This is a genomic window from Methylobacterium sp. J-078, assembly GCF_022829285.1.
Taxonomy (GTDB): domain Bacteria; phylum Pseudomonadota; class Alphaproteobacteria; order Rhizobiales; family Beijerinckiaceae; genus Methylobacterium.
The window spans coordinates 21,337-46,458 of record NZ_JAKSYI010000118.1; the positions used below are offsets into that span (position 1 = coordinate 21,337).

At 70.7% G+C, this 25,122-nt stretch carries 22 protein-coding genes and 1 tRNA gene; 11 read left to right on the forward strand and 12 right to left on the reverse strand.

What is annotated here, in order from left to right; genetic code table 11:
* Nucleotides 1–149 precede the first annotated feature (149 nt).
* Genes MKK58_RS19535 through MKK58_RS19550 form a run of 4 tightly spaced genes read left to right on the forward strand, consistent with a single transcriptional unit; the run spans nt 150 to nt 4,460 of the window.
* The gene (locus tag MKK58_RS19535; protein WP_243913974.1) at nt 150–938 is read left to right on the forward strand and encodes an ABC transporter ATP-binding protein; all 789 of its coding nucleotides are present in this window, start codon (nt 150–152) and stop codon (nt 936–938) included.
* Nucleotides 935–1,648 carry an ABC transporter ATP-binding protein gene (locus MKK58_RS19540; RefSeq protein WP_243913976.1) on the forward strand — a complete coding sequence of 238 codons (714 nt, stop codon included), beginning with the start codon at nt 935–937 and terminating at the stop codon, nt 1,646–1,648. The genes MKK58_RS19535 and MKK58_RS19540 overlap by 4 nt, the downstream gene beginning before the upstream one ends.
* Before the next feature lie 25 nt (nt 1,649–1,673).
* Nucleotides 1,674–2,921: a Zn-dependent hydrolase gene (locus MKK58_RS19545; protein WP_243913978.1), complete on the forward strand. Its 1,248-nt coding sequence runs from the start codon at nt 1,674–1,676 to the stop codon at nt 2,919–2,921.
* Nucleotides 2,922–2,966: 45 nt separating this feature from the next.
* A complete protein-coding gene (locus MKK58_RS19550) occupies nt 2,967–4,460 on the forward strand; it encodes a M81 family metallopeptidase (RefSeq protein WP_243913980.1) in 1,494 nt (497 codons plus the stop codon).
* Between the two features lie 187 nt (nt 4,461–4,647).
* Here MKK58_RS19550 and MKK58_RS19555 read toward each other — a convergent pair.
* The 4 genes from MKK58_RS19555 to MKK58_RS19570 form a co-directional block, all read right to left on the reverse strand.
* Nucleotides 4,648–4,721, reverse strand: a tRNA-Met gene (locus MKK58_RS19555).
* Nucleotides 4,722–4,749: 28 nt separating this feature from the next.
* Entirely contained in the window at nt 4,750–5,568 is an 819-nt protein-coding gene (locus MKK58_RS19560) for a hypothetical protein (protein ID WP_243913982.1), read from the reverse strand.
* 397 nt (nt 5,569–5,965) lie between these two features.
* Nucleotides 5,966–6,490: a hypothetical protein gene (locus MKK58_RS19565; RefSeq protein WP_243913984.1), complete on the reverse strand. Its 525-nt coding sequence runs from the start codon at nt 6,488–6,490 to the stop codon at nt 5,966–5,968.
* A gap of 278 nt (nt 6,491–6,768) precedes the next feature.
* Entirely contained in the window at nt 6,769–8,115 is a 1,347-nt protein-coding gene (locus MKK58_RS19570) for a PQQ-dependent sugar dehydrogenase (RefSeq protein WP_243913986.1), read from the reverse strand.
* Nucleotides 8,116–8,254: 139 nt separating this feature from the next.
* Between MKK58_RS19570 and MKK58_RS19575 the strand changes: the two genes are divergently transcribed.
* The 3 genes from MKK58_RS19575 (at nt 8,255) to MKK58_RS19585 (ending at nt 11,447) form a co-directional block, all read left to right on the forward strand.
* Entirely contained in the window at nt 8,255–8,989 is a 735-nt protein-coding gene (locus MKK58_RS19575) for a GntR family transcriptional regulator (RefSeq protein WP_243913988.1), read from the forward strand.
* A 127-nt stretch (nt 8,990–9,116) separates the two neighbouring features.
* Nucleotides 9,117–10,448, forward strand: a complete 1,332-nt coding sequence (locus MKK58_RS19580; protein WP_243913990.1) for an MFS transporter — start codon at nt 9,117–9,119, stop codon at nt 10,446–10,448.
* Between the two features lie 18 nt (nt 10,449–10,466).
* On the forward strand, nt 10,467–11,447 hold the full coding sequence (locus tag MKK58_RS19585; protein ID WP_243913992.1) for an amidohydrolase family protein: 981 nt from the start codon (nt 10,467–10,469) through the stop codon (nt 11,445–11,447).
* A 29-nt stretch (nt 11,448–11,476) separates the two neighbouring features.
* Here the strand turns inward: MKK58_RS19585 and MKK58_RS19590 are convergent, their stop codons facing one another.
* On the reverse strand, nt 11,477–12,364 hold the full coding sequence (locus MKK58_RS19590; protein WP_243913994.1) for a transporter substrate-binding domain-containing protein: 888 nt from the start codon (nt 12,362–12,364) through the stop codon (nt 11,477–11,479).
* Nucleotides 12,365–12,405: 41 nt separating this feature from the next.
* Between MKK58_RS19590 and MKK58_RS19595 the strand changes: the two genes are divergently transcribed.
* The gene (locus tag MKK58_RS19595) at nt 12,406–13,737 is read left to right on the forward strand and encodes an MFS transporter (RefSeq protein ID WP_243914001.1); all 1,332 of its coding nucleotides are present in this window, start codon (nt 12,406–12,408) and stop codon (nt 13,735–13,737) included.
* 240 nt (nt 13,738–13,977) lie between these two features.
* Nucleotides 13,978–15,702, forward strand: coding sequence for a malate dehydrogenase (quinone) (gene mqo / locus MKK58_RS19600; RefSeq protein ID WP_243914003.1), 1,725 nt, complete (start codon nt 13,978–13,980; stop codon nt 15,700–15,702).
* Between the two features lie 34 nt (nt 15,703–15,736).
* On the opposite strand, the gene MKK58_RS19605 is transcribed toward mqo, so the two are convergent.
* From MKK58_RS19605 to MKK58_RS19630, 6 genes are all read right to left on the reverse strand, one after another.
* Nucleotides 15,737–16,729: an MBL fold metallo-hydrolase gene (locus MKK58_RS19605; protein ID WP_243914004.1), complete on the reverse strand. Its 993-nt coding sequence runs from the start codon at nt 16,727–16,729 to the stop codon at nt 15,737–15,739.
* 128 nt (nt 16,730–16,857) lie between these two features.
* On the reverse strand, nt 16,858–18,105 hold the full coding sequence (locus tag MKK58_RS19610; RefSeq protein ID WP_243914006.1) for an MFS transporter: 1,248 nt from the start codon (nt 18,103–18,105) through the stop codon (nt 16,858–16,860).
* A gap of 39 nt (nt 18,106–18,144) precedes the next feature.
* Nucleotides 18,145–19,623 (reverse strand): MmgE/PrpD family protein, encoded by a 1,479-nt coding sequence (locus tag MKK58_RS19615; RefSeq protein ID WP_243914008.1) that lies wholly within the window; start codon nt 19,621–19,623, stop codon nt 18,145–18,147.
* Between the two features lie 329 nt (nt 19,624–19,952).
* Nucleotides 19,953–20,522 carry a YceI family protein gene (locus tag MKK58_RS19620; RefSeq protein WP_243914010.1) on the reverse strand — a complete coding sequence of 190 codons (570 nt, stop codon included), beginning with the start codon at nt 20,520–20,522 and terminating at the stop codon, nt 19,953–19,955.
* A complete protein-coding gene (locus tag MKK58_RS19625; RefSeq protein ID WP_243914011.1) occupies nt 20,519–21,121 on the reverse strand; it encodes a cytochrome b in 603 nt (200 codons plus the stop codon). Before MKK58_RS19625 ends, MKK58_RS19620 begins: the two co-directional genes overlap by 4 nt.
* 34 nt (nt 21,122–21,155) lie before the next feature.
* Complete coding sequence (locus tag MKK58_RS19630; protein WP_409565279.1) at nt 21,156–21,764, reverse strand: YceI family protein; 609 nt, start codon at nt 21,762–21,764, stop codon at nt 21,156–21,158.
* A 115-nt stretch (nt 21,765–21,879) separates the two neighbouring features.
* Between MKK58_RS19630 and MKK58_RS19635 the strand changes: the two genes are divergently transcribed.
* Nucleotides 21,880–22,887 carry a LysR family transcriptional regulator gene (locus MKK58_RS19635; RefSeq protein ID WP_243914015.1) on the forward strand — a complete coding sequence of 336 codons (1,008 nt, stop codon included), beginning with the start codon at nt 21,880–21,882 and terminating at the stop codon, nt 22,885–22,887.
* Between the two features lie 49 nt (nt 22,888–22,936).
* Entirely contained in the window at nt 22,937–24,010 is a 1,074-nt protein-coding gene (locus tag MKK58_RS19640; protein ID WP_243914017.1) for a YihY/virulence factor BrkB family protein, read from the forward strand.
* 13 nt (nt 24,011–24,023) lie between these two features.
* On the opposite strand, the gene MKK58_RS19645 is transcribed toward MKK58_RS19640, so the two are convergent.
* Complete coding sequence (locus MKK58_RS19645; protein WP_243914024.1) at nt 24,024–25,085, reverse strand: tyrosine recombinase XerC; 1,062 nt, start codon at nt 25,083–25,085, stop codon at nt 24,024–24,026.
* Nucleotides 25,086–25,122 lie beyond the last annotated feature (37 nt).

A 25,122-nucleotide genomic window follows, 5' to 3' on the forward strand; every position in this document is an offset into this window, starting at 1 on the left:
CGCCCCCTCACCCTCGGCTGCCGCCTCGACGCGCCGACGACGGGGTCGTCGCGTCCCTCTCCCCGCAAGCGGGGCGAGGGAATGCGCACGCTCGGCGTGCCATCGAAAGCCTGTGCCGTGGCCCCCGGTGGTCGTCGGGAGACCGCGCGATGAGTGACATCGTCCTTTCCACCGACGCCCTGAGCGTCCGCTACGGCAGCTTCGTCGCCCTGCAGGACGTGACCCTGCGCATCGCTGAGCACAGCGTCCACTCCATCATCGGCCCGAACGGCGCCGGCAAGACCACGCTGTTCCACGCGCTCACCGGCCGGATCGCGCCCTCGGCCGGGCGCATCGCCCTGGGCGGCCGGGACATCACCCGCACATCGGACCACGAGCGCGTGCGCCTCGGCCTCGCCCGCTCGTTCCAGGTCACAAGCCTCTTCCCGACGCTCAGTGTTCGCGAGAACCTGCGGCTGGCCGCGCAAGGTCGGACGCCCTGGCAGGCGCTGGCCCCCTGGCGCCGGGCCGAGGCCAACCGGCCGGCGCTCGCGGTCGCCGAGGCGATGCTGGAACGGCTCGACCTCACCCGCGTGGGCTTGCGCGCCGCGGGCGAGCTCTCGCACGGGCAGCAGCGGCGCCTCGAGGTCGGGATGGCGATGGCAGCAAGCCCGAAGGTCATCCTGCTCGACGAGCCGACCTCCGGCATGGGCATCGACGACATCGCCGCGATGACGGCGCTGATCCGCGACCTCGGCCGCGACCACACCGTCCTGTTCATCGAGCACAACATGGGCATCGTCATGAACATCTCCGACACCGTGACGGTGATGCGCGCCGGCCGCGTGCTGGTGGAGGGCCCGCCGGCCGTCGTGCGCGACGACCCGGAGGTGCGCCGGGCCTATCTCGGCAACATGATCACCGGGGACATTTCCGGGCCGAAGGATCTGGTCTCGTGAGCGGCCCGATCGCCCTCGCCCTGGACGAGATCCACGGTTTCTACGGCAAGAGCCACATCCTCCAGGGCGTCAGCCTGGAGGTGCGTGCGGGAGAGATCGTCTGTCTCCTCGGGCGCAACGGCGCGGGCAAGACCTCGACCCTCAAGGCCGTCAGCGGCCTCCTGCCCCCGCGCGGCGGCCGGGTGCGCTTCCACGGCACCGACGTGGCCGGCTGGCCCGCCCATCGCATCGCCCGGGCCGGCCTCACCCTCGTGCCGGAGGATCGCGGCATCTTCAGCCTGCTCAGCGTGGAGGAGAACCTGGCCATCGCCGTGCGGAAAGGTTCGCCCTGGGGCATGCGGGCGATCTACGCCATGTTCCCGCGTCTCGAAGAGCGCCGCCGCAACGGGGGCGCCCAGCTCTCGGGCGGCGAGCAGCAGATGCTGTCGATCGCCCGCGCGCTCCTCTCGGGGCCGAAGCTCCTCATGCTCGACGAGCCGGTGGAAGGCCTCGCCCCCGTCATCGTCGAGGAGATCGTGGCGCAGATCCGGGCCATCCGCGACGCCGGGGTCCCGATCCTGCTTGTGGAGCAGAACCTCGCGGTCTGCACGAGCCTCGCCGACCGCCACTACATCCTCGAACTCGGCCGCGTCGCCTACGCGGCCGGCAATGCCGACTTCGTCGCCGACGCGGCGGCGCGCGACCGCTTCCTCGGCGTCAAGGCCGCGTGAGCAGCGAAGGAAACGCAGGACACCCATGTCGAACCTCACCATCAACGCCGAGCGCCTCTGGGACACCCTGACCGAGACCGCCGCCATCGGCGCCACCCCGGACGGGGGCATCGCTCGCCTGACGCTCAGCGACGAGGACCGCCGGGTGCGCGACTGGCTCAGGGCCCAGGTCGAGGCGCTCGGCTGCACCCTCACGGTGGATGCGGTGGGCAACATGTTCGCGCTTCGCCCCGGCCGGAACCCGGACCTGAAGCCGATCGCGCTGGGTAGCCACCTCGACACCCAGCCCACGGGGGGCAAGTTCGACGGGGTGCTGGGCGTGCTGGCGGGCCTCGAGGTGCTGCGCACCCTCGACGGGGCCGGCTTCGTCACCGAGGCGCCCCTCCTGCTGGTGAACTGGACCAACGAGGAGGGCGCGCGCTTCGCCCCCGCCATGCTCGGTTCCGGCGTCTATGCGGGCATCTATGCCGGCGACTGGGCCGAGGCCCGCCAGGACAGCGCGGGCACCAGCTTCGGTGCCGCCCTCGACGCCATCGGCTACCGGGGCGCGACGCCCGCGGGCTCGGTGCCGTTCGGCGCGATGTTCGAGCTGCACATCGAGCAGGGCCCGATCCTGGAGGCTGAAGGCGCCGCCATCGGCGTGGTCCAGGGCGTGCAGGGCATGCGCTGGTACGAGGTCACCCTGGAGGGCCAGTCCGCCCATACGGGCTCGACCCCAATGCCGATGCGGCGCAACGCGCTCCTCGGCGCCGCGCGCCTGGTGGAGGCGGTGGACGCCGCCGCCCAGGCGCACGCCCCCGACGCGGTCGCCACGGTGGGCCACCTCACGGTGACGCCGAACTCCAACAACGTCATCCCGGGCCACGTCTTCCTCACGGTGGACCTGCGCCACCCGCAGGACGTGGTGCTCGACGCCATGGAGGCGGCCCTGCGCGACGCCCTCGACCGCGTCACGGTCGGCCTCTCGCTCACGGGAAAACTCCAGGTCATCGCCCGGACCGCCCCCGTGGCCTTCGATCCCGACTGCATCGCCTCCGTCCGGCGCGCGGCCGAGAAGGGCGGCCACGCCACCCGCGACATGGTCTCGGGCGCCGGCCACGACGCCGCCCACGTCGCCGCCCTGGTGCCCACCACCATGGTGTTCGTGCCGAGCGCAGGGGGCCTCAGTCACAACCCGGCCGAATCCACCGCCCCGTCCGAGTGCGCGGCCGGCGCGCAGGTCCTCCTCGACGCGGTGCTCGACTACGATTCCCGGCATTCCCCCGCAGCCTGATCCGAATCTTCCAGCAAGGCTTCCCCCAGCAAGGCTTCGCACCGCATGCGCATCGTCACCGCCCGGGTGAACCACGAGACCAACACCTTCTCGCCCCTGGCGACGCCGCTCGCGGCCTTCGATCCGCTCTGGGGGGCGGAGGCGCTGGCGGCCGGGCGCGGCAGCACCACGGCGCTCGGCGCCTTCATCCGCTTCGCGGAAGGCCGGGGCGCCAGCCTCGCGGTGCCGGTCTCCGCGCACGCCAACCCGAGCGGCCCGGTGGCGGACGCAGGGTTCCAGGCCCTGAGCGCGGCGATCCTCGACGCGATCCGGCCGGGCTGCGACGCCATCCTCCTCGACCTGCACGGGGCGATGGTGACGGAGAGCCACGACGACGGCGAGGGCGAACTCCTCGCCCGCATCCGCGCCCTGGCACCCGGCGTGCCGCTCGGCGTCGCCCTCGACCTGCACGGCAACATCACCGCCCGCATGGTGGCGAACTGCGACGCGCTGGCCGGCTTCAAGACCTACCCGCACGTGGACATGGCCGAGACGGGCAGCCTCGTCGCCGGCATCGTCGGGCGCATGCTCGACGAGGGCCTGAGCCCGTGCCGGGCCTTCGTCCACCCGCCGATGCTCGCCCACACCCTGCGCATGGACACCCGCGTGCCCGGCCCGATGCGGGAGGCCGTCGCGGCCGCCCGGGCGGCGGAAGGCCGGTCCGGCGTGCTCGCCGCCACGATCTTCGGTGGCTTCTCTTTAGCGGACCTGTCGGAGGCCGGCGTCTCGGTGACCGTCACGGCCGAGAGCCAGGAGGCCGCCGACCAGGCCGCGCAGGACCTCGCGGCGCGCCTGTGGGCCGTCCGACGGGACTTCGTCTACGACGAGGCGCCCCTGGCGGAGTCCATCGCGGCGGCCCGTGCCGCCCTGGCCGGCCCCGGAGCGGGCCCGGTGCTCCTCCTCGACCACGGCGACAACTGCATGTCGGGGGGCACCTGCGACGTGATGGACGTACTCGCCGCCGCCCTGGGCGCCGGGATGGACGGCATCCTCGCCGGCCCGATCTGCGACCCACAAGCGGTCGCGGCCCTGCATGCGGCGGGGGCGGGCGCCCGGGTCGTCCTCGACCTCGGCAACCGCGTGCCCCTGCCGGGATTTCCCGCGCAAGACCCCCTCCGGGTGTTCGGAACGGTGCCGGCGCTGGGCGACGGGCAATACGTCATCACCGGCCCGACCTATACGGGCCAACGCTGCAGCATGGGCCGGGCGGCGGTGCTCGACACGGGCGCGGCCCGCATCCTCGTCAGCGAGCAGCCGCACGAGCCCTGGGACCTCGGCGTCTTCACGAGCCTCGGCCTCGACCCGGCCGCGGCCCGGGTGCTGATCCTGAAGTCGCGGATGTATTGCCGGCCGGTCTTCGAGCCCATCGCCCGCGCGGTGGTGGAATGCGCGAGCCGGGGCGTCACGAGTTCCGACTACGGCCTGTTCCCGTTCGAGAAGCTCGCCCGGCCGGTCTTTCCCCTCGATCCGGACGCGCGCTGGGAGACCGGCCGCCCTTAGGGTCAAAACCTAATCAGCTTGAGCGTACGAAAGGGTTGCTGAGGGTGGTGAGCGGACCCTAACCCTTCGCCCTGAAGCGGACGGGCCGCGTACGACCCTAGTCGGAAATTTAACCAGGGGCGCTGCTGCATCGGAAGATGGCCAAGAGCGGAATGAGCGCTCGGGATGCAACTACTTAGAGGAAGATAGCGGGACGGCGGGTTTGCACCGCCGACCTCTTGGTTATGATCCAAGCGCTCTACGTGCTGAGCTAGTCCCAGCGCAATTGGAGATTTTCGCCGACGTTTTGTCAAGATCGTAAAACAGTTGGCCTTGCATGCCGTTGCGCACCCGCAATAGGTTTAAGGGTCTGTCCATCCAGCCGCTGAAACAGTCGATCTCTCCATTCCAGCTCAGGCGATGATACATGTACCGCAACAGGTAATCCATGTAAGAATGGCTGATCTTCATGGAGTATTCCGTAGCTCATACCAGATCCTGAAAGGTAGAGCCCCGCAAGCTGCGGCGCACCACCAGAAAGCGGATCGTCATCACGTTCAATCGCGTCGCAAAATCCCGAAAATATCGATCTACTAAGCCCGGGGCTGAGCTTTTTTATCCAAGCATCCACTTCTCTCTTAGCTACTTTACCTCCTGATCCTGCAATTGCTACGATAGAGGTGGAATTTGGCATCTCGACGGCCTTATGATGCCAGCATTTCTGTTTTGTTTCGTAAATGGTTGTCCAAAGCATAAATTGGCTGTGCTTGCCATCTCCATCTCTGCTAGCATGAAAAATCGTAAAGTCATGGTCGACGGCTTGATGCCTCCGACTGAACGACCGCGTTATCGCATCAAAAATCGCTTGCGCTCGTTCTGTAGCGCTTGCGCCCGACGGAACTAGAACACCGTGATCGAGCCCATCGACAATCTGGCTCAAGCAGAGACATGGAAATACGACGTCCCCAGCATAGCCAAATAGATCCGGAAATTTATTTGAAGCGAATATTTTTCGCCCTGCGTCCCATCTGCGCGCGCCTGAACCCCAGGTTATTCTGCTGTCGCTCGCAAGATAAAATGAGGATGGACGACGCTGATCGTAGGCTGCCCATGCAATTAGAGTCGTCATTCATCCTAGCTCTTGCATTTCGATGGCGATGATCGGATCATCATGTCAGGCGCAAGCCACTATGCAACTCCCAGGCGATCCACCATCTCCATTGCGGGTCGCGAAGGTCGAGGACCTACCCTGGCACGTTAAGCGTGCCAGGGTGGCTGGGTCTCCTCAGTGCACTCTTTATATTGACTATTATCTGCTGCTCTCAGGTCCGCCTTAGCGATCCGCATGCGGAGGAACCAGTCGTATTTATCGTGCTATCAACATTATGTAGAGGATGCGCAACTGACTGCTATCTACCCAACCCGGTCGTCGATCTCTACCTTACCTGGCTCGAAGCGGACGTTCCGAGAGTCGGCAAGGGGTCGAAAGCGGGCCCTCGTATGGTCAAGCTGATTGGGTTCTGACCCTAGGCCGGCTCCGGCCTGAGGGGATCGGCGGGAATCCGTCGCGGGTCCCGGTAGAGGTCTTCGAGGGCGTCGCGCACGGCCCGGGTCCAGCGGCCGGTCCCGTCGTCGTCGGGATGGCCGGGGGCGTAGGTCGCGAGCCAGGCGTCGATCTCCTCGTCGTTGAGGTGGATCGTGCGGACGCGCTCGCGGAAGCGGAGCAGCTCCGAGCGCGCGCGCAATTCGCGCTCGTCCTCGCGCAGGTCGTCCCGCGCCGCCCGCACGGAGATCAGCGGGGTGGCCGAGGAAAGGGTGGTGCGGTCGAAGGCCAGCACCGCCCCCTGGCAGGCATCCCCCGATGGCCGGGCGGCGCCCGCGCGCCGGTCCCAGGCATCCTGCATGGCCTGCGCGGTCATCGCGGCCACGTCCCTGTCCCGGAAGAAGCGCAGGCTCGGCCGGTCCCGGTCGCCCGTCGGCTCCACGGCGAGGCGGTCGAGCACCCAGGCCTCCGCGAGCGCGGGCACGATGATGGGGTGGTAGAGCTGCATGGTGTTCCGATGAACGGGGCCTCAGCCCTCATCGCACGGACGCGCCGCCCGGGTCGACCGGCCGCCGCCGACGGCGCGCCGCGCGGGGCCGATCCCGGTTTCGGTCATGACGCTCTTCGCTGGTGTCCGAAGGGACCGGCCGTGGGTCGACCGGGGCAGACCGAATGCGTTCGCGGACCCCCGGTGCACCGGGATATCCCGGAGGCGCATCGCCCTCGCCCCGGGTCGGGGGAGGCCCCCGCGCCCCGAAGTGACGGGGCGGGGTCTTTCTCAGCCCCTCACTGCGTCCGGCTGGCTCCGCTCACGCGCCAGATCGTCTTGCCGACGTCGTCCGACACCAGGAGCGCGCCGGTCCGGTCGAGGATGACGCCGACGGGACGCCCCTGCGCCTTCTCGTCCGCATCGAGGAAGCCCGTCAGCACGTCGAGGGGCTTGCCCACGGGCTTGCCGTCCCAGAAGGGCACGTAGATCACCTTGTAGCCGCTCTTCGGCCGGCGGTTCCAGGACCCGTGCTGGGCCACGAACAGGCCGCTCTTCCAAGCCTCCGGCAGGCTGCTCGCCTGCGAGAACGCGATGCCGAGGGAGGCGGTATGCGTGCCCACCGCGTAGTCCGGCGCGATGGCCTTGGCCACGAGGTCGGGCTTCTGCGGCTGCACGCGTTCGTCCACGTGGCCGCCCCAGTAGCTGTAGGGCCAGCCGTAGAAGCCGCCCTCCTGCACGGAGGTGACGTAATCCGGCACGAGGTCGCTGCCGATCTCGTCGCGCTCGTTGACCGCCGTCCAGAGCTTGCCCGTGACGGGCTCGAAGCCGAGGCCGTTCGGGTTGCGCAGGCCGGTGGCGTATTCGCGCATCTGCCGGGTCGCGATGGTGTATTCCCAGATCGCCGCGCGGCCGGCCTCCTTGTCGAGGCCGTTCTCGCCGACATTGCTGTTGGAGCCGACGGTGACGTAGAGCCGCTGCCCGTCGGGGCTCGCGATGACGTTCTTGGTCCAGTGGTGGTTGATGCCCGAGGGCAGGTCGACGACCTTCTCGGGTGTTGCCGTGATCTCGGTCTGGCCCGCCCGGTAGGGCACCTTCACCAGGGCGTCGGCATTGGCGACGTAGAGGTCGCCGCCCACCAGGGCCATGCCGAAGGGCGAGTGCAGCCCCTTGAGGAAATCGTGGCGCTCCTCGGCGACGCCGTCGCCGTTGGCGTCGCGCAGGAGCACGATGCGGTCCGGGCTCTTCACCCCCGCCCCGGCCATGCTCTTGACCTTGTCCGCCACCCAGTCGGCGATGCCGGTGGAGGGATCGTCGGTCTGCGGCTTGTTGGCTTCGGCCACCAGAACGTCGCCGTTGGGCAGGAGATACATCCAGCGCGGATGCGCCAGATCCTGCGCGTAGGCCGCGACCTGCAGGCCGGTGGCCGCCTGCGGCTTGGCGCCGTTCTCCCAGCGGGCGACGCGGGCGATGTTCACGGTCGGCATCAGGGTGGCGTTGGGGGCCGGCAGGGTCGGGTTGGCGCCCTGGCCGGCCGCGGCGTCCAGGGTCGCCTGCTCCGGGTAGACGATGAAGGGCGCGAAGGCCGCGCCGCCGAGGAGCACGGCCGCCAGGGCCGCGAGGCCGAGTTTCGATCGCGTTCGCATGACCGTTCCATTCGCTTGCATGGCCGCCGCAGACGGACGCCTGTGGGGTTAAAGCGCGCGGGCGGGTTTTGGCTCCGTCGCTCTTGACATCAGAGCGCGCCCCTGTCTCATTTATTCATATAGATGAATAGAGGAATCGATGTCCCTGCTCGCCGAGGCCGATCCGCGCCTGTCCCGGTATCAGCAACTGCGCGACGTCATCGTCGCGCGGATCGTCGATGGCCAATGGCGGGCGGGCGCAGCCATCCCCACGGAGGCCGAGCTGTCGCGGGATGCCGGCGTCGCGGTGGGCACGGTCCGCAAGGCGATCGACCTCCTCGTGGCCGAGGGCATCCTCGACCGTGTGCAGGGGCGGGGTACCTTCGTGCGGCGGCCCTCCCTCGACCGCTCGCTGTTCCGGTTCTTCCGCCTGACCGACGATTCCGGGCGCCAGGCCGTGCCCCGGGCGCGGATCCTCGGCCGGACCCTCGCGCCGTGCCCCGTCGAGGCCGCCCGCGCCCTCGGCCTGCCCGAGGGCATTCCGGCCCTGCGCCTCGACCGCCTGCGCCTCGACGGCGAGACCCCGCTCCTCGTCGAGGAGATCTGGCTCGACGCGGAGCGGTTCGCGCCCCTCGTCGACCTTGCCGTCGTGGATTTCGGTGACCTGCTCTATCCCCTTTACGAACGGCTCTGCGGTGAGGTCGTTGCCATGGCGGACGAGACCCTCACGGCCTCCGGCGCCACGCCGGCCCAGGCGCGCATCCTCGGCCTGAGGGCGGGCGCGCCCGTGATGGTCATCGACCGCATCGCGCGGGGCTACGACCGGCATCCCGTGGAGTGGCGCCGCTCGCACGGCGCCGCCGACCGCTTCCGCTACCGCGTCGAGATCCGATGACGCGACCCGCTCCCTGAAACGCCGTCCCGGAACCCCGCCGACGAGAGCGGAGCCCGACGGAAAGGCCCTCGAAGAATTGGGCCCCGAAAAATCAGCCCCTGAGGAAACACGCCCGAGGACACGCCCCATGTTCGACTGGTACGGCTCCAGCACGCCGATGGAGCGCAAGACGTTCTGGGCCTGCTTCGGCGGCTGGGCCCTCGACGCGCTGGACGTGCAGCTCTTCTCCCTGGTGATCCCGACCCTGCTCGGCCTCTGGCAGATCAGCCGCGCCGAGGCCGGGCTGATCACCGGCGTCACCCTGGTGGCCTCCGCCCTCGGCGGATGGGTCGGCGGGGCGATCTCGGACCGGATCGGGCGGGTGCGCGCCCTCCAGGTCATGATCCTGTGGTTCGCGACCGCCACCGGCCTCTCGGCGCTCGCCCAGGACTACCACCAGCTCCTCGCCCTCAAGGCGCTGCAGGGGCTCGGCTTCGGCGGCGAATGGGCCGCCGGTGTCGCCCTGATGAGCGAGGCGATCCGGCCGCGGCATCGCGGCCGGGCGCTGGCCAGCGTGCAGAGCGCCTGGGCGGTGGGCTGGGGCGCCTCGGTGCTGCTGTTCACCCTGGCCTCGGCCCTGCTGCCCCCCGAGATCGCCTGGCGGGCCGTGTTCGCCATCGGCCTCGCCCCGGCCCTCCTCGTGGTCTGGGTGCGCCGGAACGTCACCGAGCCGGCCGTGTCTCAGGGCCGGCCCCGGGCCGCGCGGGCCCCGGTGCGCACGAATCTGACGGCGATCTTCGCGCCCGCGCACCTGCGCGTCACCCTGGTGGGGCTCCTCCTCGGCACCGGCGCGCATGGCGGCTACTACGCGGTCACGAGTTGGCTGCCGACCTATCTGCGCACCGAGCGGGGGCTCTCCACCCTCGGCACCGGCGGCGCGCTGGCGGTGATCATCGTGGCGTTCTTCTGCGGCTGTCTCGCCGCAGCCGCCCTCCTCGACCGGATCGGCCGGCGCCGGACGGTGGGCCTGTTCGCGGCCGCCTGCGTGGTCGTGGTCCTCGCCTACGTGTTCCTGCCGCTCAGCGACACGGCGGCCCTGCTCCTCGGCTTTCCCCTCGGCTTCTGCGCCGCCGGCATCCCGGCCTCGCTCGGCGCGCTGTTCTCCGAACTCTATCCGAGTGGGATGCGGGGGACCGGGGTCGGCTTCTGCTACAATGCCGGCCGCGTCGTCTCGGCCGCCTTCCCCGTCCTCGTCGGTCATCTGAGCGATCATGTCGGCCTCGGCGCCGCCATCGGGATCGATGCGGCCGTCGGCTACGGCCTCGTCCTCGTCGCGGTGCTGATGCTCCCCGAGACCCGGGCGATCGACCTGTCGGAGGCGGGAGGCCCCGCCGGTCCGAACGCTGCGCCGCCGATCCGCCGGCCGGACGCCCATCCGTCCCGGCGCCACCCGTCTCTCGCCCACCCGGCCGCCCACTGACGCGAGAGGAGGCACGCCATGAACCCGACGCGACGCGACGTTTCCAGAGGGGCCCTGGCCATGGCGGGCTTGAGCGCGCTGACCCGGCCCGGCCGGGCACAGGAGACCCGAACGGTCCAGGAGACCCGAACGGTCCAGGAGACTCGAACGGTTCAAGAGACTCGAACGGTCGAGGCGGTACCGGCGGCCGTGGATTGCCACGCCCACGTCTTCCGGCGCGACCTGCCGCTGGCCGACGCGCGGCGCTACGCGCCGGATTACGACGCGACGCCCGAGGATTACCGTGCGGTGCTCGACGCCAACGGCATCGCCCAGGGCGTGCTGGTTCAGCCGAGCTTCTACGGCACCGACAACCGCTACCTGCTGGAGGCCCTGGCCCGCGACCCGCAGCGCCTGCGCGGCATCGCCGTGGTGGCGCCGGGCATCGCGCTCGACGACCTGCGGGCCCTCGACGGCGCCGGCATCGTCGGCATCCGCCTCAACCTCATCGGCCAGCCCGACCCGGATTTCGGGTCGGCGCCCTGGCCGGACCTGCTGGCCCGGATCGCCGCGCTCGACTGGCAGGTCGAGGTCCAGGCCGAGGCCCGGCGCTGGCCGGCACTGCTCGATCCGCTGCTGGGCGCCGGCGTGACGGTGGTCGCCGATCATTTCGGCAAGCCAGACCCGGCGCTCGGCATCGACGATCCCGGCTTCCGGCACCTCCTGCGGCGGGGGCGCGGCGGCCGGGTCTGGGTCAAGCTTTCGGGGAGCTACCGCAACGGGGCCGGCGAGACCGGCGAGGGCATCGCGCGCGCGGCGCTGCCGTTCCTCAAGGATCATCTCGGCCTGGAGCGGCTGGTCTGGGGCAGCGACTGGCCCCACACCCAGTTCGAGCGCGTCGCGACCTATGGGCAGTCCCGCGCGCGGCTCGATGCCTGGCTGCCCGATCCGGGCGAGCGCCGCATCGTCCTCGCGGACGCCCCCCGGGCCCTGTTCCGCCTGCCGAAGGTGCCGACGTGAGGGCGGCGTCTGCGCCGCCCGGCCCCGCCTCAGGGCGCGGGCGGCGCGACCACCGCGTCGTGCTGGCCGCTGGCCGCGAGCGCCCCGGCCACGAAGCCCGAAGCCTTCGCGCCCTCGATGAAGGCGCGCAGATACGCGGCCGTGCCCGTGCGCGCCTTCGGGCTGGCGACGGCCTGCTCGATCGCCATGAAGCGCCCTGGCAGGATGCGCAGGCCCAGATGGTCGCGGACATAGGCTTCGAGGGGCTGGCGCACGGAGGCCAGCACGTCCGGTTTCTCGTCGAGGAACAGCGTCAGGGCCGCCGCCGAGGTCGGCGCGAAGACGCGCTCGGCCGCCTTGAGGTGGCGCCCGAGATAGAGGTCGTAGGCCGTGTTGCGCCCGACCGCGATGCGGATGCCGGGCCGGTCGACCTCCGCGTTGGCGGTCAGGGGCGAATCCGCGCGCACGAGGTAGGCTCCCTCGATGACGACGTAGGCCGGGCTGAACGCGATGGTCTGGGCGCGCTCCGGATCGATCGCCAGGAAGGCGACGTCCCAGGTGCGCGCGCCGCCGAGCGCCGACACCACCGCCCCGGCCGTGTCGAAGGTCTCGAACGCCACCGGCACGCCGAGGCGGCGGCCGAGTTCGCGGGCGAGTTCCGCCGAGACGCCGGCCGGCTCGCCGTCGGCGCCCTTCTGGGCGAGTACCGGATTCCCGTAGTTGATCGCGGCCCGCAGCGTCCCCGTGGGGGCCATCTCGGCGCGAAGCGCGGGGGACGGATCTCGGGTCTGATCTTGGGCCACGGCGATCTCTCCGGGAAGCGGCAGGAGCAGGGCGAGCGCCAGCAGGACGGCCCTTGCCCGGTGCGGTGCCCGTGCCGGCCCGCGAAGACAAGCCCGCAGGACCCCGGCGCCCGCTTCCAGCTGACGGTTCTGCATGTCCGGACGGCCCCCATCACCGCAATCGGGAGAAACAGATCATGACCCCCGTCCACGCCCCGACAGAGGAGGCCGCCACCGAGGCCGCCGTCATGCGCAAGGTCGGGCTGCGGCTCGTGCCGTTCCTGATCCTCTGCTACTTCATCGCCTATATCGACCGGGTCAATGCCGGCTTCGCCGCCCTGACCATGAACAAGGACGTGGGCCTGAGCCAGGCCATGTTCGGCATCGGCGGCGGCCTGTTCTTCGTCGCCTACGTGCTGTTCGAGGTGCCGAGCAATCTCGCCATGGAACGCTTCGGCGCGCGGATCTGGATCGCCCGGATCATGGTCACCTGGGGCCTCGTCGGCATCGCCATGGCCTTCGTGACCGGCCCCTACACGTTCTATCTCGGCCGCTTCCTGCTCGGCGCCGCCGAGGCCGGTTTCTTCCCCGGCGTGATCCTCTACCTGACCTACTGGTTCCCGAAGGCCTACCGGGCCCGGATCGTGGCCACCTTCATGGTGGCGATCCCGCTCTCGAGCTTCCTCGGCTCGCCGCTCTCGGCGGCCCTCCTGCAGATGGACGGGGTCGCGGGTCTGCGCGGCTGGCAGTGGCTGTTCATCATGGAGGCGATTCCCGCCGTGCTCCTCGGGCTCGCGGCCCTCGTCCTCCTGCCGAGCCGCCCGAGCGAGGCCGCCTGGCTGAGCCCCGCGGAACGGGCCTGGCTCACGGCCCGGATCGCGGCCGATCGCGGGGCCGCGAGCCCTGTCGCCGATCACCTGCCCCTGTGGAAGGTGCTCTCGAACAAGTACGTCTGGGCGCTGGCGCTGATCTACTCGGGCAGTTCGGCCACGAGCAACGCCCTCTCCCTCTGGATGCCGCAGATCCTGAAGTCCTTCGGTCTCTCGAACCTCGAGACGGGCTTCCTGAACATGATTCCGTTCGGCATCGCCTCGGTCTTCATGATCGTCTGGGGCCTGCGCGCGGACCGCTCGGGCGAGCGGGTCTGGAGCACGGCCCTGCCGCTGGCCCTGACCTCGACCTGCCTGCTCGCCACGACCCTGACGAGTTCGCTGGCCGTGACCCTCCTCCTCCTTACCCTCGTGCTCGTCGGCAACTACGCCATCAAGGGGCCGTTCTGGGCGCTCGCCACCGAGTGGCTCTCGGCCGGAACGGCGGGGGCCGGAATCGCTGGCATCAACACCCTGTCCCATCTCGGCACCGGCAGCGCGACCTGGCTCCTCGGCGTGATCAAGGATCAGACCGGCAGCTTCCCGCTGGCCCTCCTGCCCCTCGTCGCCCTGACGGCGGCCGGCAGCGCGATGGTGCTGGCCCTGGGCCGGGCAGCCCGCCGGCGCACGGCCGGGGCGGTCCCGGCGGCGGCGATCTGAAACGCCGATCGGCGTCCGTTCTCGACCGGCGATGCGCGAACGCGATCCGATCCGATTGGGTGCGGCGCGGTGCAAACGATGCCGCAGTGCGGCGTGGAACGAAGCCAAGGATTAACAATCACCGCGCCGCGTTTGGGTTCCCCGGACATGCCAGCCATGATCCCATCGGGTTGTCTCGTGGCGGTCCGTGCTGTAGCGATGAGAAATTCAAATAAAACTTGATGCGGCGCGAAAAATATCATGAGCATTGACGATAAAGTTCATATTCGCAATGCTGCGATGCAGCATAACGCAGTGCCGATGAACCGCCGGCAGATCATCGGCGGCGCCCTGGCGGGCCTGGCGGTCTCGGCGCTGCCGGGCACCTCCGTGCTGGCCGCCCCCGAGGCGCGCAAGGTCGACGTCCTGCTGATCGGCGGCGGCATCATGAGCGCCACGCTCGGCGTCTGGCTGCGGGAACTCGAGCCCGACTGGTTGCTCGAGATGATCGAGCGCCTCGACGGCGTCGCCCTGGAGAGCTCGAACGGCTGGAACAACGCCGGCACCGGCCACTCGGCGCTCGCCGAGCTCAACTACACGCCCGAGGATTCGAAGGGCACCGTCCGCATCGAGCAGGCCGTCAAGATCAACGAGGCCTTCCAGATCACCCGCCAGTTCCTGGCCTGGCAGGTTCAGAAGGGCGTCCTCAAGAACCCGCGCTCCTTCATTAACTCGACCCCGCACATGAGCTTCGTCTGGGGCGACGACAACATCACCTACCTGCAGAAGCGCTACGAGGCCCTGAAGGCGAGCCCCCTCTTCGCCGGAATGGAATACTCCACCGATCCTGAGACCCTGAAGAAGTGGGTCCCGCTGATGATGGAGGGACGCGATCCGAAGCAGAAGATCGCCGCCACCTGGACGCCGGTCGGCACCGACGTGGAATGGGGCGAGATCACACGGCAATACGTCGCCGCCCTGAAGGCCCAGCCGAAGTTCGACCTCAGGCTCTCCACCGAGGTCGAGGGCATCGAGCGCAACACGGACGGCACCTGGCGCATCAGCTCGAAGAACCTCAAGGACGGCAGCCGGCAGGCCGTCGACGCGAAGTTCGTGTTCATCGGCGCGGGCGGCGGCGCCCTGCACCTGCTCCAGGCCTCCGGCATCCCGGAGGGCGCGGATTACGGCGGCTTCCCGGTGGGCGGCTCGTTCCTCGTCAACGAAAACCCGGACGTGGCCACCCGCCACCTCGCCAAGGCCTACGGCAAGGCCTCGGTCGGCTCGCCCCCGATGTCGGTGCCCCACCTCGATACCCGCGTCCTCGGCGGCAAGCGCGTCATCCTGTTCGGACCCTTCGCGACCTTCTCGACCAAGTTCCTGAAGGAGGGCTCGTACTTCGACCTGCTGACCTCGACCACGCTGAGCAACGCCTGGCCGATGGTGCGCGTCGGCGTCGATCAGTATCCGCTGATCGAGTACCTCGCGGGCCAGGTGATGCTCTCGGACGAGGACCGCTACCAGGCCCTGCGCGAGTACTTCCCCAACGCCAAGAAGGACGAGTGGCGCCTGGTCCAGGCCGGTCAGCGCGTGCAGATCATCAAGCGCGATCCGGAGAAGGGCGGCGTGCTCAAGCTCGGCACGGAGATCGTCAGCGCCAAGGACGGCAGCATCGCGGCCCTGCTCGGCGCCTCGCCGGGCGCCTCGACCGCCGCGCCGATCATGCTGAACGTGCTGGAGAAGGTTTTCGCGCAGAAGGTCGCCACGCCCGAGTGGCAGGCCAAGATCCGCCAGATCGTGCCGAGCTACGGCACCAAGCTGAACGACGATGCGCAGAAGGCCTACCAGGAGCTGGTCTACACCAGCGAGCACCTGCAGCTCACGCCGCCGCCCCAGCCCGTCGCCGCTGCGGAGGTGCCGGCCGCGACCGGCAGCGCCGCCAGCGGCCAGGGCGGCGTCCTGAAGCCCGTCCCCGACATGGCGCCCTGAGCGCAGGGTATCCCCGGCGCCGGACCGGTCCCGCTCAGCGCGGGACCGGATCCCACGGCACCAGGATCTCGCGGTAGCCGTCCGGCGTCTTTTCAAGGTGGGCGGCGGCCGGGAAGGGATAGTGGAAGCCCTGCAGCAGGGTGCGGTCGGCCGCGATCCGGTCGTAGACCCGCCGCCGCGTGGCCTCGGCCATGGCGGGATCCTGGTCGTACATCACGTGCCAGCCCGGATGGCGCGCGAACAGCACCGGCACGTTGGTGACGTCGGACTGCACGAACAGGCTGTCGCTCCCCGAGGCGAGCAGGAACGACGTGTGCCCGGGCGTATGGCCGGGGGTGCCGAGCGCCGTGAGGCCGGGCAGGGCCTCCCGCTCCCAGGCGTAGGGCGTCACCTTCCGGTCGAGCCCGTCGAAGACCCGCCGGACGTTGCGGAACTGGTCCTGCATTCGGCCCGCCGGCGCCCGGCTCATGGCGCCGTCATCCATCCAGTAGGCCCATTCGGCCTCCGGCACGTGGATCTCGGCGTTCGGGAAGGCGGGCTTGCCCTCGGGGTTCAGCAGGCCGTTCACGTGGTCGCCGTGAAAGTGGGAGATCACCACGGCGTCGATGGCGCCCCGGTCGAAGCCCGCCGCCTTCAGGTTGGCGTGGAACTGCCCCACGGCGCCGCCGCTCTTCTGGAAGGCGGCCTCGCCGTTGCCGGTGTCGATGACGACGCGCCGGCCGGCCGTCTCGATCACCAGGGGCGTGAAGGGCACGGTGAGGTTCGCCCCATCGCGAAAATCCGCCGTGAGCGCCGCCGAGACCGCAGCGCGGTCGGCGTTGAGCACGAAGCGCTCGGGGAGCGGCAGGGTGTTGGCCCCGTCCGTCACCGCCGTGACGCGGATGTCGCCGACCCGGTAGCGGTAGAAGCCGGGCGCCTGCGCCCCGGCCGGCACCGCGTCGGCCGCCCGCGTCGGTGCGCCGGAGCCCGCGAGGGCGGTGGCCGCCAGGCTCGAGGCCAGGAGGGTTCGTCGCGTCGCCTCGGTCATGCCTTGCGCCTCGCTTGAGCGGGATCGTCGGTCCCGGGAGAGATCGACCCCTTGTCGCCCCCGTCAACCCTCACCGCGCCTGCTCATCCGCCCTTGGACCGCCCGCCCGCATCCGGACGGCCCGGATGTCACCGCGACGGGGTCGTCGCCAGGCGGCGCGCCGTGACGATTCCGAGGCCGGCGATGACAACCGCGCAGAGGCTCAAGGCGATGAGCTGGCCGAGGCCCTGGAGCGCGCCGCCGAGGATCGCGACGCCGAGCGCCTGCCCGCAGAAGAACGAGAAGGCGTGCAGCGCCACCGCCGAGGCGCGGGCGGTCGGCGCCACCTCGGTCACCTGCACCTGGAAGGTGTTGTGGAGCATGTAGAAGCCGAGCCCCATGGCCACCAGGGCGGCGCAGTCGAGCTGCCAGGTTCCGGCGAGCCCGATGGTGACGAGGGCGCCCGCACAGATGAAGCCGCCGCCGATCAGCATCCGCGACATGCCGAGGAAGCGCAGGAGCAGGCCCACCGAGAACGAGTAGATCAATCCCCCGGCCGCGAAGCCGGCGAGCGCCAGGCCGGCCTCGCGGGCCCCGCCCTCGCCGCGCGCCTCGATCAGCGGGGCGAGGTGGGGGAAGATCCCGAACACCGCGATCGCCTCGATGAATACGGCCCCGAACAGGATGCGGGCGCGGGGATTGGCCACGATGGTGCGGTAGCGCGCCACCGCCGTGCGGAATTCCGGCCGCCGGGCCGGTGCGCTCGCGCTGCGGTCGAACCCGAGGAGGGCCGCGCCGCAGCCGAGCGCCGCCACCGCCGCCGTGATGGCGAAGACCCCGGCCCAGCCGATCACCCCCTCGATCAACCCCGCGAAGGTCGAACCCGAGAGCTGCCCGAGGATCACCGCCACGAGGAAGCGGCCGATAGCGACCTGCCGGCGCTCGATCGCGATGCGATCGCCCATCAGCGCGAGCGCCAGGGGCACGACGCCCCCGGCGCTGCCCCCGGCGATCATCCGCAGGGCGAACAGGGTGTCGAGGTCGGTGGTGAGCGCGCAAGCCGCCAGCGCCAGGGTCAGGATCGCGAGGCAGATCGTGATGATCCGCTCCTTGCCCAGGGCGTCGCCCACGGGGCCGAGGATCGGCTGGATCAGCGCGTAGGGCAGGGCGAAGGCGGTGGAAAGCAGAGCCACCGTGTGAGGATCGCTGCGCAGGTCACGGGCCAGCACGCCGACCAGCGGCTCGATGGAGCGGCCCGCGAAGGTGCTGGCGAAACCCGCAAAGGCCAGGATCACGATCAGGCGCGTGGTCGAGAACTCGGCCTTCAGGTCCGTGATCCTTCGGTGGGGGCAGGGGAGGCGGCGCGCAGGGCAGGGCCCGGGGATGGGCTTCGCCATACGCGGCCGGGGTCGGCGCGTCGATCCCGGACCGTCGCGTCAGGCCTGGACGCCGGCCCGGGCCACCTCGCCCGCATCGGCCAGCTCGGCGATGCGCCAGCACAGGCCCATGACCCGGCGGACCTGGTCGTCGGGCAGGATGCCCTCCGCGAGGTCGGTGAACTTGGTCTCCAGCGCGGCGTCCGACATCGGCCGCTCGACGCTGCCGATGGCGTGTTCGATGCGCCGGGGCAGGCTGCGGCCGTCCTTCAGCACCACCGTGAGTTCGACCTGCTCGGGCCGGATCGCGGGATCGACTACCGGCTTCACCCGGGCGCGCAGCGCCACGATGACGGGGTCGTTCACCGCCCGGTCGCTGAACTGCTTCTCGCCGCCCGCCCCCTCCACCAGCGCCACCGCGACGGCGTGGGTGATGCTGAACTTGCCCTCGAGGCCGGTGCGTGGCGCGGTCTTGCCGGTGAGTTCGAGCACCAGGGGGTGGACCTTCATGTCGACCCGCTCGATCGCGTCGGGGACGAGGTGGTTCTCGTTGCGCAGCTGCACCGCCGCGTCGATGGCCGGATGCATGACGATGCCGCAGGCGAAGGGCTTGTAGGTGTTCAGCGCCGCCTCGTAGCGGGTGCCAAGCCCCTCCGTGATCTCGCGGTAATCCTGCTTCGTCGAGATGGTGTTGGCCCAGCCGCGCTTGGCCTCGATCATCCCGTCCGAGCTCGTGTAGTTCTTCGAGGCCAGGATCGCCGCGAACAGGCCGTTCGAGGCGGCCCGGCCCGGATTGAAGCTCTTGTTCATGGAGCCGAAGGATTCGCGCAGGCCCACGGGCTGCGAGGCGGCGAGCCCGAGGGCCCAGACCATCTGCTGCTCGGTGAGGCCCATCAGCTTGCCGGTCGCGGCCGCCGCGCCGAATACCCCGGCGGTGCCGGTGATGTGCCAGCCGACGTCGTAGTGGTTCGGGTAGACCGCGTTGCCGATCCGGCACTCGGTCTCGACGCCGAGCACCAGGGCGTTGAGGAAGTCCGCCCCCGAGACTGGGTGCATCTCCGCATAGGCGAGGATCGCCGAGGCGACGGGACCGGCCGGGTGGATCACGGTCTTCAGGTGGGTGTCGTCGTAGTCGAAGATGTGGCTGGCGACGCCGTTGAGGAAGGCCGCGTTCATGATGTCGAAGCGCTCGGGGCGCCCGAACAGGCCGGCCTGCGGCGGCCCGGAGAACGGCTTCAGGGCCGAGACCGCGACGTCCAGGGTCTCGTGATGCGATCCGCCGATGGCGACGCCGACCCAGTTCAGAAGGGTGCGAGTGCCCTCGCGGCGGACGGCCTCGGGCAGGTCCGCATAGCGCGCACCGACGACGTAGCGGGCGAGGATCCGGGTGACCTCCGGCGGCACCGGCTTCGGTTCCGCCCTGGCCTCGCCCTTCGGCTCCGGGGCTGCCTGCGCCGGCTGGACGGCGCTACCGGTTCCCACGAGGGCGAGGCTCGCGGAGCCGAGCAGGGCACGGCGGTCGATCGTCGGCACGGGCATGGATCTCTCCCTCTGGCTTCTTGCGGTCGGCGCCCGCATGGACGCGACCGTGCCGGGCGCGCCGGGGCCGAAGCCTCGGCAGGGACCGGAACAGAGGAATAACCCGGCCGCCACGGCAGGGCTCCCGCCTTGTGCGCAACGCCCAGGGCTTTTGCGCATGCGTTACAAGTCAGAAACAAGAAATCCGGTGAGAGGCAGAAGTCTCGATGCGCCCTGCAAGCGCAGGTTTTGCTTTCGGCTCGTCCTCCCGTCGGCGCGGGATCGGAGAAATACGATCCGGCGTGCGCTCCGGTGAGCCGGCCGGCGGCGTGTTTGCTGGCCGGCCCCGGTCAGGGCTTGGATGCGGCCTCCGTCGCGGTGAGGTCGATATCGACGCCGACCTCCAGGGCGACCCACTGGCCCGAGGCCCAGGGCCCCTGTCCGACGCCGAACTGCGTGCGCACGAGGTCGAGGTGGCCCACCGCCCGGGCCGTCGACCCCTCGCGGGTCAGGCGGAAGGGCAGGACCGCGTCGCGGCGGATGCCGCGGATCGTCAGGCTGCCGATCGCCTCGTAGGCATCGTTGCCCTTGGCGACGAACCGCGTCGCCTCGAAGCGGGCCTGCGGCGTCGCCTTGGTGTCGAACCACTCCGCCTGGGGCAGCGACGTGTCGCGCTGGGCGTCGCCGGTCTCGGCGCTCGCCAGATCGATGTCGACCACGGCGCGCCCGGATTCCGGCGCGGCGGGGTCGAAGTCGATCTGCGCGGAAAAGCGCTTGAACCGGCCCTGGAAGGGCGCGCCGACCTGGACCCCCGAGAAGCCGATCCGGCTTCGGGCGGGATCGACGGTCCAGGCGGCGGCCTCGGCGCAGGCGGGCGCGGCCAGGAGGGCGACGGCGAGGGCGAGACGGACGGCGATCATGGGCGAGATCCGGACTTGAACGGGGCGCGGGGCAGCATCCGCCGGAGGGTGTCGTCGCGCAGCACGAGGTGGTGGCGCAGGGCCGCGCCGACATGCAGCAGCAGGAGACCGATGAGGAACCAGGCGCCCCAGGCATGGACCTGCTTCAGCACCGCCTCCACGGCGGCCTTGTTCGCCAGGTCCGGCAACACCGGCAGGTGCGGCCAGGGCAGGATGCCGTAGAGCACGGTGGGCAGGTTGAAGGGGGAGGCCGAGACCACGGCCCAGCCGACCAGCGGCAGGCCGAGGAGCAGCCCGTAGAGCCCGGCATGGGCCGCGTGCGCGCCGGCCCGCTCACCGGCCGGCAGGCTCGCGGGGAGCGGCGGCGGCCGGTGGGCCAGCCGCCAGCCGAGGCGCAGCAGCGTCAGAGCCAGCACCGTGATGCCGACCGATTTGTGCCACTGGTAGAGCTGGAACCGGCGCATCGGCGCCAGGTCCCCGTGCGTCATGGCGAGACCGATCGCGATCAGCCCCAGCACCGCCAGCGCGCTTAGCCAGTGCAGCGCGATGGCGACGCGGGTGTAGCGCGGCCGGGGCGCGACGCGGACGGTCCCGATCATGACGCTCTCCCTTCGGCGCGGTGGACGGCGAGCCTTACTCCTGACGCTCGAAGGCGCCCGCGATGGTGAGGTGCAGGTCGTCGCCGATCAGCGGCACGTAGGTCTTCACGCCGAACTCGGAGCGCTTGAGCGTCCCGGTGGCCTCGAAGCCCACGGTGACCTTCTTGTTGAGCGGGTTCACGCCGGCGCCCACGAGGGTGACGTTCAGCGTCACCGGCTTCGTCACGCCATGCAGGGTCAGGTCGCCGGTGACCTTCGCCTTGTCCTTGCCCTCGGGGGCCACCTTCGTGGAGACGAAGGTCATCTCGGGGAACTTGGCCGCATCGAGCCACTGCTCGCCCTTGAGCTCGCCGGTGAGCTTGGCGCTGGTCGTCATCACCGAGGCCACCGGGATCTTGATGGACAGTTTCGCGGCGGCGGGGGTCTTGGGCTGCAGCTCCAGGGTGCCCGAGACGTCCGAGAAGCCGCCGGAATAGTTCGAGAAGCCCATGTGCGAGACGGTGAAGCCGACCTGGGTGTGGCCGGGATCGACCGCGTAGGTGCCGGCCTGGATCTGGGCCGGGTCGCGGGTCGGCGGGGTCTGGGCGAGGGCGGGCGCGGCGAGCGCGAGGGTTGCGGCGATCAGCGAGGAGGAGAGACGGATCACGGGTTTCACTCCGGGGATGGGGGCGCCGAGGATGGTGGCATCTGGGCGCCGGGTCGATGGAGCGCGAATAGGCCGCTTCCCGGCGGTGCGATAGCGCGCTAATCGGGGACACATGGTTGCGCATCTGGAAACCTTCGCCGGAAATCTCGACGATGTCCGGGCCTTCTGCGCCGTCGTCGACCTCGGCAGCATGACCCAGGCCGGGGCCTTCCTGCGCGAGACCAAGGGCAGCGTCAGCCGGCGCGTCGCTCGCCTGGAGGCGGTGCTGAAGGTGACCCTGCTCGCCCGCACTCCGCGGGCGGTCTCGCCCACCGCCGAGGGTTTGGCCTTCCATGCCCGGGCCCTGGAGAGCCTCGCCCTCCTCGACGAGGCCCTGCAGACGGCCCGCGGCGCCCGCACACAACCGCGCGGGCACCTGCGGGTGACGGCCTCGATCGATTTCGGCGTCGAGGTGCTGCCGGACCTCGTGGCGAGCTTCCGGGCGCGGCACCCGCAGATCACCCTCGAGCTACTCATCACCGACAGCCGCCTCGATCTCGCCGCCAACCGGGTCGACCTGGCTCTCCGCCTCGGCGGCGGCGACCATCCCGACAGCGGCTACACCGCGCCGATCCTCGCCGACCTGACGATCGGCCTCTACGCGGCCCCGGCCTACCTGGCGCAGCGCCCGGCCCCGGTCGACATCGCCGAATTGGCGGCGCACGACGTGGTGCTCGCCCGCGAGCGCCTCGGCGCCACCCAGATCCTCGTCTCGGACGTCGCGGGGCGGGAGGCCGGGATCACCCTGCGGCCGGCGGTGCGGGCCACGGATTTCGCCACGGTGCTGCGCCTGACCCTGGCCGGGGCGGGCATCGGCCACATCCCGAGCCTCGTCGCGGCGCGGTCCCTGGTCCGGGGCGATCTCGTGCGCGTCCTGCCCGACTGGGCGAGCCGGGGCGGGACCCTGCGTGCCGTCACCCTCGCGGGCCGCGAACTTCCCGCGCGGGTGCGCCTGTTCCGCGAGCACGTCCGCACGGAGCTGGCCCGGCAGGCCGCGACCTGCCCCATGTCCGGGCTCGATCGTCCCGCGCCTGTCCCGGCATCGGTGGCGACGGGGACCGAGAGTTCGGGCAGAGTGTGATCCCGGGGGCGCCCAGCCCCTCGCGGCGGCGGTCCGGCAGGGGCTCGGCATGATGCGGGAAGAGGATGAGGGTCAGGACTGGCGTTCGGTCAGCACCCGCGCCCTGAACCCGGAGGAACTGGCGGAGGCGCGCCAGCGCGTGCACGAGTCCGGCCGCGGCCGGCGCGCGGCCGACCCCATCGACATCCCGAAGGCCGGCTGGCGGGACATCCTGTGGCGGGTGTTCTGGGCGATGCCGCAGGACCGGGTGCTGACCACGGCCGGGGGCGTCGCGTTCTTCGCTCTGCTGGCGGTGTTTCCCGGCCTCGTCGCGGTGGTCTCGATCTACGGGCTGTTCTCGGACCCCCACGTCATCAGCCAGCACGTGAGCCTGCTGGCGGACATCCTGCCCCCCGGTGCCATGGACCTGCTGTCCGATCAGCTGATGCGGATCGCGCAGCGCAGCACGGGGTCCTTGAGCACCACGTCGGGTCTCAGCCTGCTGATCGCCCTGTGGAGCGCCAATTCCGGGGTGAGCGCCCTCTTCGACGCCCTCAACGTGATCTACAAGGAGCGCGAGAAGCGCACCCTGGTCCGCTTCTACGCCACCACCTTCCTGTTCACGATCACCAGCGTGGTGTTCTTCCTCGCCTCCACCAGCGCGGTGGTGCTGCTGCCGACGATCCTCGACCGGCTCGGCTTCATGGGCGCCACCGACACCGTCCTGCAGATCGTGCGCTGGCCGGCCCTGCTTGGGGTCGTCACCCTCAGCCTGTCGCTGATCTACCGCTACGGCCCGAGCCGGAACCGGGCGAAGTGGCGCTGGGTGACCTGGGGCAGCAGCCTCGCGGCGCTGCTCTGGGTCGGCGCCTCGGGGGTGTTCTCCTGGTACGTGGCGAGCTTCGACAGCTACAACCGCATCTACGGGTCGCTCGGAGCCGGCATCGGCTTCATGACCTGGATGTGGCTGTCCATCGTCATCGTGCTGGTCGGCGCCGAGATCAACTCGGAGATGGAGCGCCAGACCGGCTGCGACAGCACCGAGGGACGGCCGAAGCCCCTGGGCGTACGGGAGGCCTTCGCCGCCGACAGTGTCGGGCCGAGCCAGGACGAGGACGACGCGCGGAGCAAGGCCAGGACGTGAGGCGGCCGCCCGTTTAGGACACGGGTTGTGCAGGATCTCGGGAGGGCTGCGGGCGGCGTACCGGCGCGGTGCCGGCCCGGGGATGGGCCGCATCGAAGGCCTCCATCAGGCGGGCGGCGTCGATGCGGGTGTAGAGCTGCGTCGTCGAGAGCGAGGCGTGGCCCAGTAATTCCTGGATCGCCCGCAGCTCGCCCCGGCGGGCGAGGAGATGCGTGGCGAAGGAATGGCGCAGGGCATGCGGCGTGGCGCTCGGGGGCAGTCCGAGGGCGCCGCGCATCGCCGCCACCGCGTACTGGATGATCCGGGGCGAGAGCGCACCGCCCTTGGCGCCGAGGAAGAGGGGGCCGTCCGGCGCCAACGCGTAGGGGCAGGCTTCGCGATAGGCCGTCACCGCCGCGCCCACCACGGGCAGCACCGGCACCATCCGGGTCTTGCCGCCCTTGCCCAGCACCGTGACGGCATCGATCCCGCGCCCGGGCGCATCCTTGGCCCGGAGCCCGAGGGCCTCCGAGATGCGCAGGCCCGAGCCGTACAGGAGGGCCAGCACCGCCGCGTCGCGGGCGAGGATCCAGGGTTCGCGGTCCTCGCCGGCCCGCAGCTCGGGGCCGGTCATGGCGCGGGCGGCGGGGATCGGGATCGGGCGGGGCAGGCGCCGCTCCACCTTGGGCGAGCGCACGGCGCCGAGCGCCGCCACGGTGCCGTGGCCCTCGCGCTCGATGTGACGGGCGAAGGAGCGCAGGCCCGCGAGCGCCCGCATCAGCGAGCGCCCGCCGACCCCCTCGGCCCGGCGCGCGGCCATGAAGGCGCGCACGTCCCGGGGCTTGAGGGCGACGAGGCTCGGCAAGTCGGGCGTGCCCATCCGGGCAGCGCGGTGGGCCAGGAACTGGCGCAGGTCGCGGGCATAGGCCTCGACCGTGTTGCCCGCGAGGCGCCGCTCCCGCGCGAGTTCGTCCTGCCAGGCGAGGGCCGCCTGCCGCAGGGCCGCGTCGCCGGGAAAGGCGAGGGCGTCCGCCGCCGGGATGGGCTCGGCGGCGGACGGGTCGGGGGTCGTCGCGGGCGCGGGAGAAGCGGTCATCCCCCCATCAAGCCCGGGAGGCGTTGACGCTCCGTTG

What these genes read in the sequence shown, in the direction of transcription:
- MKK58_RS19570 (WP_243913986.1), bottom strand. Translation starts at nt 8,115, where the DNA reads ATGCGAACGCGATCGAAACTCGGCCTCGCGGCCCTGGCGGCCGTGCTC.
- mqo (WP_243914003.1), top strand. Translation starts at nt 13,978, where the DNA reads ATGAGCATTGACGATAAAGTTCATATTCGCAATGCTGCGATGCAGCAT.
- MKK58_RS19580 (WP_243913990.1), top strand. Translation starts at nt 9,117, where the DNA reads ATGTTCGACTGGTACGGCTCCAGCACGCCGATGGAGCGCAAGACGTTC.
- MKK58_RS19620 (WP_243914010.1), bottom strand. Translation starts at nt 20,522, where the DNA reads ATGATCGCCGTCCGTCTCGCCCTCGCCGTCGCCCTCCTGGCCGCGCCC.
- MKK58_RS19585 (WP_243913992.1), top strand. Translation starts at nt 10,467, where the DNA reads ATGAACCCGACGCGACGCGACGTTTCCAGAGGGGCCCTGGCCATGGCG.
- MKK58_RS19545 (WP_243913978.1), top strand. Translation starts at nt 1,674, where the DNA reads ATGTCGAACCTCACCATCAACGCCGAGCGCCTCTGGGACACCCTGACC.
- MKK58_RS19605 (WP_243914004.1), bottom strand. Translation starts at nt 16,729, where the DNA reads ATGACCGAGGCGACGCGACGAACCCTCCTGGCCTCGAGCCTGGCGGCC.
- MKK58_RS19595 (WP_243914001.1), top strand. Translation starts at nt 12,406, where the DNA reads ATGACCCCCGTCCACGCCCCGACAGAGGAGGCCGCCACCGAGGCCGCC.
- MKK58_RS19565 (WP_243913984.1), bottom strand. Translation starts at nt 6,490, where the DNA reads ATGCAGCTCTACCACCCCATCATCGTGCCCGCGCTCGCGGAGGCCTGG.
- MKK58_RS19645 (WP_243914024.1), bottom strand. Translation starts at nt 25,085, where the DNA reads ATGACCGCTTCTCCCGCGCCCGCGACGACCCCCGACCCGTCCGCCGCC.
- MKK58_RS19625 (WP_243914011.1), bottom strand. Translation starts at nt 21,121, where the DNA reads ATGATCGGGACCGTCCGCGTCGCGCCCCGGCCGCGCTACACCCGCGTC.
- MKK58_RS19575 (WP_243913988.1), top strand. Translation starts at nt 8,255, where the DNA reads ATGTCCCTGCTCGCCGAGGCCGATCCGCGCCTGTCCCGGTATCAGCAA.
- MKK58_RS19610 (WP_243914006.1), bottom strand. Translation starts at nt 18,105, where the DNA reads ATGGCGAAGCCCATCCCCGGGCCCTGCCCTGCGCGCCGCCTCCCCTGC.
- MKK58_RS19560 (WP_243913982.1), bottom strand. Translation starts at nt 5,568, where the DNA reads ATGACGACTCTAATTGCATGGGCAGCCTACGATCAGCGTCGTCCATCC.
- MKK58_RS19590 (WP_243913994.1), bottom strand. Translation starts at nt 12,364, where the DNA reads ATGCAGAACCGTCAGCTGGAAGCGGGCGCCGGGGTCCTGCGGGCTTGT.
- MKK58_RS19635 (WP_243914015.1), top strand. Translation starts at nt 21,880, where the DNA reads ATGGTTGCGCATCTGGAAACCTTCGCCGGAAATCTCGACGATGTCCGG.
- MKK58_RS19640 (WP_243914017.1), top strand. Translation starts at nt 22,937, where the DNA reads ATGATGCGGGAAGAGGATGAGGGTCAGGACTGGCGTTCGGTCAGCACC.
- MKK58_RS19535 (WP_243913974.1), top strand. Translation starts at nt 150, where the DNA reads ATGAGTGACATCGTCCTTTCCACCGACGCCCTGAGCGTCCGCTACGGC.
- MKK58_RS19615 (WP_243914008.1), bottom strand. Translation starts at nt 19,623, where the DNA reads ATGCCCGTGCCGACGATCGACCGCCGTGCCCTGCTCGGCTCCGCGAGC.
- MKK58_RS19550 (WP_243913980.1), top strand. Translation starts at nt 2,967, where the DNA reads ATGCGCATCGTCACCGCCCGGGTGAACCACGAGACCAACACCTTCTCG.